The organism is Bathymodiolus platifrons methanotrophic gill symbiont (genome assembly GCF_002189065.1).
Lineage (GTDB): Bacteria > Pseudomonadota > Gammaproteobacteria > Methylococcales > Methylomonadaceae > Methyloprofundus.
Map to the genome: position 1 here is coordinate 1 of NZ_BDMN01000427.1, position 6,661 is coordinate 6,661.

General features: G+C 44.3%; 8 protein-coding genes and 1 pseudogene. 6 read left to right on the forward strand and 3 right to left on the reverse strand.

The genetic code is table 11. The features are described from left to right. Positions 1 to 760, forward strand: a pseudogene (locus CDZ78_RS22385) (ISNCY family transposase); the annotation flags it as partial. 133 nt (positions 761 to 893) lie between these two features. On the opposite strand, the gene CDZ78_RS18715 reads toward CDZ78_RS22385, so the two are convergent. The 3 genes from CDZ78_RS18715 to CDZ78_RS18725 all read right to left on the reverse strand — a co-directional run bounded on the left by CDZ78_RS18715 (position 894) and on the right by CDZ78_RS18725 (position 3,579). Next, a complete protein-coding gene (locus CDZ78_RS18715) occupies positions 894 to 2,036 on the reverse strand; it encodes a hypothetical protein (protein WP_087871331.1) in 1,143 nt (380 codons plus the stop codon). Then, complete coding sequence (locus tag CDZ78_RS18720; protein WP_087871332.1) at positions 2,033 to 2,974, reverse strand: Vgb family protein; 942 nt, start codon at positions 2,972 to 2,974, stop codon at positions 2,033 to 2,035. Before CDZ78_RS18720 ends, CDZ78_RS18715 begins: the two co-directional genes overlap by 4 nt. Before the next feature lie 113 nt (positions 2,975 to 3,087). Continuing rightward, positions 3,088 to 3,579 carry an ISAzo13 family transposase gene (locus CDZ78_RS18725; RefSeq protein ID WP_087871333.1) on the reverse strand — a complete coding sequence of 164 codons (492 nt, stop codon included), beginning with the start codon at positions 3,577 to 3,579 and terminating at the stop codon, positions 3,088 to 3,090. A 12-nt stretch (positions 3,580 to 3,591) separates the two neighbouring features. Between CDZ78_RS18725 and CDZ78_RS23925 the strand changes: the two genes are divergently transcribed. The 5 genes from CDZ78_RS23925 to CDZ78_RS18745 form a co-directional block, all read left to right on the forward strand. Further along, complete coding sequence (locus CDZ78_RS23925; RefSeq protein WP_280175605.1) at positions 3,592 to 3,717, forward strand: hypothetical protein; 126 nt, start codon at positions 3,592 to 3,594, stop codon at positions 3,715 to 3,717. A 19-nt stretch (positions 3,718 to 3,736) separates the two neighbouring features. Then, the gene (locus CDZ78_RS18730; protein WP_167374406.1) at positions 3,737 to 4,321 is read left to right on the forward strand and encodes a P-loop domain-containing protein; all 585 of its coding nucleotides are present in this window, start codon (positions 3,737 to 3,739) and stop codon (positions 4,319 to 4,321) included. 15 nt (positions 4,322 to 4,336) lie between these two features. Further along, complete coding sequence (locus CDZ78_RS18735; RefSeq protein ID WP_087871335.1) at positions 4,337 to 5,356, forward strand: winged helix-turn-helix domain-containing protein; 1,020 nt, start codon at positions 4,337 to 4,339, stop codon at positions 5,354 to 5,356. Continuing rightward, positions 5,298 to 6,092 (forward strand): hypothetical protein, encoded by a 795-nt coding sequence (locus CDZ78_RS18740; RefSeq protein ID WP_140414215.1) that lies wholly within the window; start codon positions 5,298 to 5,300, stop codon positions 6,090 to 6,092. Before CDZ78_RS18735 ends, CDZ78_RS18740 begins: the two co-directional genes overlap by 59 nt. Beyond that, on the forward strand, positions 6,055 to 6,661 hold a 607-nt coding region (locus CDZ78_RS18745; RefSeq protein ID WP_444979220.1), incomplete at its 3' end, for an AfsR/SARP family transcriptional regulator. The genes CDZ78_RS18740 and CDZ78_RS18745, both read left to right, overlap by 38 nt.

Below are 6,661 nucleotides of genomic sequence, written 5' to 3' on the forward strand. Positions count from 1 at the left end.
CGATTTGATTTGCAAGGCACACCAGATTTATATCGATCTGGCTCAAAAATACCTGAATCTAATCACTCAAAGTTATGAGTTATTGATAGGAAAATACCAGCTTCCTAAAGTCTTATTGCTTGATATGCAAACATTTCTCCAGCATGGTGATCGGCAAGTCGACCAGATTAGACGACGTGTCATTGAGGGAGAAACCATCCCGCACGATGAAAAAGTATTTTCATTATTTCAACCGCATACCGAATGGATCAGTAAAGGCAAAGCCGGTGTGCCGGTTGAGTTGGGCATACGCGTTTGTATTATGGAAGACTATCATGGATTCATACTACATCATAAAGTCATGCAAAAAGAAACCGATGACAAAGTAGCCATTGAAATGGTCAAGTTGACTCAAGCAAAATTTTCGGAATTCAACGCATGCAGCTTTGATAAAGGCTTTCATAGCAAAAGTAATCAAAGTGGATTAAAAGAGATATTAGATGAAGTGACGTTACCGAAGAAAGGAAAATTATCAATCAAGGATCAGCCGCGTGAATATGCCGAAGAATTCAAACAAGCCAAAAAGAAACACTCGGCCGTCGAATCGGCCATAAACGCACGACAGGTTCATGGATTGAGTAAATGTCGTGACCATGGAATTGAAGGTTTTGAGCGATATACCGCATTAGCCATATTATCAAGAAATATACAAAAAGTGGGCGCAATCAAACGGGACATGGAACGACAACGATTGGCCGAAGAAAAAAAGCAAGCCGCTTAAGTTTTTTTTAAGAAAGTGATCTTACTGAGGGTTTGGTGTGTCTAAAAAGTGGAAAAACGGCACTGTACTAATAAAACTCGTAAGAGTTGATGAGTTTTTAGCGAAGCTGAATCAAAATTTAAAAAATAATTCATTAAATTAAGTAGGGCATTTTTAAAAAAATGGCTTTTCGTGCAGGCACTAGATAGGTCCTGCTAAAGTCCGGAGAGTGCGCCATGGCCAGGATGCGGTCATCTGCAGCGGTGCCAAACTGTGTTGTCCACAGTTCGTTACCGTCGAAGTCGTAACGGCGCAGCGCAATATCGGTGCCGCCCGCGTTTTCGAAACCCTGGAAGGCGCCCTCGGTCTGGCCTCCGATTGTGACCGTGGGGCTATTCAAAACTATCCTCCCTTGCTCAATGGCAACGGTACCGAACTGACGAGTCCACTCCAGGCTGCCGCTGAGATCGTAGCGCTGGACAAAAAAGTCGGTTGCCCCGGCATTGGTCTGGTCGGTAAACGCACCGCTAGTATCACCGCCGACGAACAGGGCCACGGGATTGGCATCATCAGGGCCGAGACCCAAACCACCGACAGTTTCATCTCCAGCGGTGGCCACCTGTGTATTCCAGACGGCATTACAGTCTAGATCGTAGCGATAGAGCAGGCCGTCGGTGTCACCCGCACCGGTTACAGTCGTTGCTGCTACCATTAGCAGCGGGCTGTTAAGAACAAGCCCTCCTGATTCGATACCGAGCGTGCCAAACTGGGTGTTGCAGTCCAGGCTACCGTCAGTATTGAGTTTTTGCACGAACAGATCGGTGCCGCCGATATTGACTTCGCCGGGTAACGCACTGTCGGTGATGCCGCTGGTGAAAATGCCGCTGCCGTCTGGCGTCAGACCGATATTTGTGCCTGCAGTATCGGTGCCGTCGGTGCCGAACTGGGTGGTCCATTGTGAGTTGCAGTCGCTATCGTACTTGCGCACATAGATGTCGCTGTCGCCTAGCGAGCTGGTGCCAAGCACACCGGTCGTATCGCCTGTTACGTAGACTGAGTCAGGCGTCGTTTCGTCAACCTTGATACCGGTCACTGTTTCGTCTCCGCTAGTGCCAAATTGATCGGTGCATAGCAGGGTTCCTCCCAGTGTGTACTTTTGTACAAAACCATAAAGCCCGCCAGAGCTGGTTTCACCAGCCAGCGTACCGGCAGTTTGCCCGCCAATCCACACGGCATCGGCGGTGACAAAAATCGTATTGGAGGTATCGTCAAATGGAGTGCCGATCTGGCGGCTCAATGTCGGTACCGGCGCAATATTTGGGACGAAAGTAAGTGCAACTGCCCCGTTAAGTCCACCGCTGCCGGCAGGGATAAAATCATCAATAAACGCGCCTGTATGGCTATCGTAGCGTAAAACCTGGTTGGCAAAGAAATCGAGGACATAGAGTTTATTATCCGGACCAAACTCCAGGCTGGTGACAGACGATAAGCCGTTGCTGACGGAAGCAACGAAGCTATCGATGAAATCACCGCTCTGCCCGTCAAAACGTACCACATGCTGCTGCCTGCCCCCGGCACATAGAGATTGTCATCGGGACCAAAGGTCAAATCTGCCGGAAATAGCAAACTGGTGTGAGCGGCAAAGACATCGATGAAAGTCCCTGTCGTGCCATGGTAGCGCAGCACTTGGTCACTCCTGCCGCTGACTACATAGAAATTGTCATCGGGACCGAATGCCATGCCAAAGGGGGCGTCTAAGCCATTACCCTCTGCAAATACGTCTAAAAAATCGCCTGTTTGGCCATCATAACGCAAAACTTGGTCGGTGAAACTGGAAACGTAAAGTTTACCATCGGGGCCAAATATCAAAAACGATGGTAATAACAAACCACCGCTTCCTGCAGGGATAAAGGTGTCAATGAATGCACCTGTGGTACCATCGAAACGGATGACGTTATGAGTGGACTGACTGACCACATAGAGATTGCCATCGGGACCGTAGGTTAGTCCTCCAAAGCAATTAAAACATAGGTCTCCGGGTTCAGGAGTCACCGGTCCATGAGCAAACACCTTGATGAAATTTCCGGTCTGTTGATCATAGCGTAGTACCTGGTCAGAGTTGAAACTACTGACCAGGAGATCGCCTGCGTGAACCGATAGCGTGAATCCACTGATGATTGCAACGAGAAAAATATTTTTTAAGCTATTCTGAATTTGGGGGGCCACTTTTATCATTCTTACATCCTCACTTTTAGGATTATAAAAAACTTGATACCAAGCTTATCAAGCGTGAGCACAAGCTTTAGCAGGAACTTAGGAATAAGCACGAAACAACTTCCCGATATTAATTATTCTTGAGGAATTGCACGGTAATTCCATTTTGGTAAATGTGTATCAAATACAATCGGCATTATTTCTTTGAAGTCAGCGGCATATTTTCGTCCTGTCTCGTATATTTTGTCGAGTATGTGAACAATTGTTGTTAGTCCTTTTGACGTTGATGTTCTAGAAATCAATGTTTTAACTGTTTCAACCGAGTCAAATACAACACCTTCACAAGCACGAGTCACATGAGGAAAAAAACGATGTTCAATGGGATTATACTTGGAGGTATAAGGAGGATAGTGGGCAATCCTAATTTCCAATCCAAGTGCATTCGCAGTCTTTTGTAAATCTTCTTTAAAAATGTAGTGCCGTGAGCTGTTACTCCCTCCACCATCGCAAAGGATCAACAATGATTTTGCTTTAGGATAATGAATAATACCCTCGTTTACCCACCATTGAAATAAGCTATCACAGGCAAATTCACTGGTATCATGACAGCCATTTGAGGTAGCCATGACTGAGCTGCTTTGTGCTCAGTCTGTGGCGGACGCAGGGCGGCTGGAGCATCTCCTATTCGCTGCGTAGGTGAACGAATTACGGCGACAGGAGTCCCGGAATTTCGTGAGGTAGCATGGCGCGCCTACTGTTTTTGAACGGCAACGGTTGTTTGATTTGCTGACAGAAAACCTGCATCGGCCGTTGGTTTGGATTAATGGTTCACCCGGTGCCGGCAAAACCTTACTGGTATGCAGTTGGCTCGAAAAACAACAAACTCGGTTTTTATGGTATCGAATGGATAGCGGCAATAATATCAGTGCTGATCTGTTTTATTTTCTATCCCTTTCTGCGCAACGTAACTATCCGCGAAAACGCTTTAAATTACCGGTATTCACTGCTGAATGCGCGAATGATATCAAAGCCTTTGCTAGTGTTTTTTTTCGTCAATTATTTGCTCTTTTGGAGAAAGAATCCGCTCTTGTTTTTGATGATTGTCAGGAAATCGAAAACGACCCCGATTTTTTTCAGGTTTTGCAGGTTGCTTTGCATGAATTGCCAGAAGGGTTGCAGATCATCTGTGTTAGTCGAAATAAGCCTGCTGCTTTATTTAAGCGTTTATCTTTGACCGAAGATTTGCTGGATATAAACAATAAGTCCTTACGTTTTACCGAGATGGAAAGCGCGGCTTTTATCAACTGGTTAAACCCTGATATTGATGCGCAAGTATCTACTGCCTTGTATTTGAAAGCAGAGGGCTGAGCCGCCGCACTGGTCTTGCTTGCTCAACAAAAGCAGCTACCCGAAACGACTGAAAATATATCCACTTTGCTAGAACAAAAGGATGTTTTTAGTTTTTTAATGTCGGAAATCTTATCCAATCTGGATGAAACATCCTTACTATTTTTGACTAAAACAGCGATTTTTAGCCATTTTAACGTGATCATGGCGATAGCATTAACGGGTGAGCAGAATGCCCGTGATATTCTTGATGATCTGCTTAACAAAAATTTTCTGATTGACCAAACGGATGATATTCCCCCTGCCTATTGTTATCACCCCCTATTAAGGGATTTACTACAAAACCGGATTAATAGTTTATTTACCGAAGAGCAGCGGGTTGAGTTAAACCGTAGCGCAATCAGCATCCTGATAGAGCATAAAAAAATTGAAGAAGCCATACCTTTTTACTTGCAATTACAGGACTGGGAAGGCTTAAGACCTTTATTGCTTGAGTACTCGGAAACGTTAATCAGTAAAGGCCGACAACAGGCAGTGATCGCATGGATACAGCAGTTTCCAGGTGACATGTTAGCCAACGACCCCTGGTTACTGTTTTGGTATGCTAAAGCAACAATTTCGTTAGACCCTAACCGGTCTGCCGAATTACTGGATCAATGCTATCGGCAATTTCTCCTTGCCAAAGATAGACTCGGTTTGTATTCGTCGTGGCAGCTCGCTGTGGAAGCTATTATCATCAGTTTAGATGATTATTCCCGGCTGGAGATTTGGTTTCAGCGCTTTGATGACTTACGCGAGTATTATCCGTATTGCCCCTCTTTTGAATTGAAGATTAAATTTTCTGTCATTGCAATGCAGGCATTAGCTTTCTATAACCCGCAACACTATTGGTTACAAAAACTACTCAAAATTAGTGAATATGGGGTGCGTATCATTCCGATTAAATCATTGCAGCATTTGGTTAGCTCACAACTTGGTCACTATTATTTATCGGTCCATGAAATCAATAAGCTGGAAGTGCTCAAACCCCTATCTGCTTTCAGCAATCGACGATGAAAAATTACCTTTATTGCCGCGTAGTATCAATGCCTTATTAGTCGGGCTTCTCAATCTGTTTCAGGGCAATGGCAATTTGGGATCAATTTATTTTGTAAAGGCTTTGGAAATTCAGGAACAAACCGCGATGCCTTTGCTTAAACCCATATTCAAACTACATCAAGTCGGTTGCCATATTTGTCTTGGCGATTTAGCCAGCGCACAAAACAGCCTGGACAACACTTTTACTGATATTAACCCTAAACAACGAATGGTCTTATCGTTATTCCATTTTTACACGGGCTGGCTGTATGCCTTAAGGGGGCAATTATCACTTGCGCTAGAGCAAAACGAACATGCTTTATTAATGAATCAAGTCATCAAAAACAATGTCGGTACTGTTTGTTGTCTGGGATTAAAAGCACAATTATTGGCGGAAACAGCACAGTGGGAGATGGCAGAACAGGCATTATTATCGCTTGCCAGTATCAACCAACAATCGCTGAATAAAATTTACCAGCTTCAATACCATCTGAGCGATGCCTGGATCGGATTTCTATCAAACAATCAAAAACGGGCTCTGGCTGGAATAAAGCAATTTCTCCAGGTGGTAAGACACGAACAGATCAAGTTTTTTTTGGGCTGGCGGCCCAATGTAATTACACCCTTATGTTTACTGGCAATAGAACACGGAATAGAAGAGAAATTTGCGCATCAGAATGATGCAGGTCAATGCTCTAATACCACCGCCGCCTAAACATCTGGAACAATGGCCTTGGCTGGTACGCATCTATTGTTTCAATCAAGTACAGATAGAATTAAACGGGCAGCGACTTAAGCAGGAAGGAAAAAGTCAGAAAAAAGTCATCGAACTGCTACTGACTATTATTGCATTAGGCGGCCAGGATGTATCAGGCGAAAAGGTTTGCGATGTGTTATGGCCTGATTCAGATGGAGACATGGCTAAACAAGCGCTTAAAACAGCCATTTTTCGACTACGCAATTTGATTGGAAAATCCACTGTGTTAGTCAGTGATGGCAAAATTTCGTTAAATGACAAGCATTGCTGGATAGATCTCTGGGCTTTTGAAACTACTTTTCAAGAGCTGGATGATGAACTCCGACAAAATAACAACGATGCTTTAGTCATTGAATTAAGCAATCGCTTGTTGCATCTTTATCAAGGATCCTTCCTGAAGCAGATGGATTCAGGCGTAATTAAATTTAAACAAGAGCAGTTACAAAACAAAATATTACGGATGCTTAATCGCTTGAGGTATTATCATGAAAAGCGTCAGGAACATGGCCGTATCTGTTGGCTATTGG

Excerpts from the sequence above, each read along its gene's own strand:
- CDZ78_RS18720 (WP_087871332.1), bottom strand. The coding sequence starts at position 2,974 with ATGATAAAAGTGGCCCCCCAAATTCAGAATAGCTTAAAAAATATTTTT.
- CDZ78_RS18725 (WP_087871333.1), bottom strand. The coding sequence starts at position 3,579 with ATGGCTACCTCAAATGGCTGTCATGATACCAGTGAATTTGCCTGTGAT.
- CDZ78_RS18740 (WP_140414215.1), top strand. The coding sequence starts at position 5,298 with ATGAAATCAATAAGCTGGAAGTGCTCAAACCCCTATCTGCTTTCAGCA.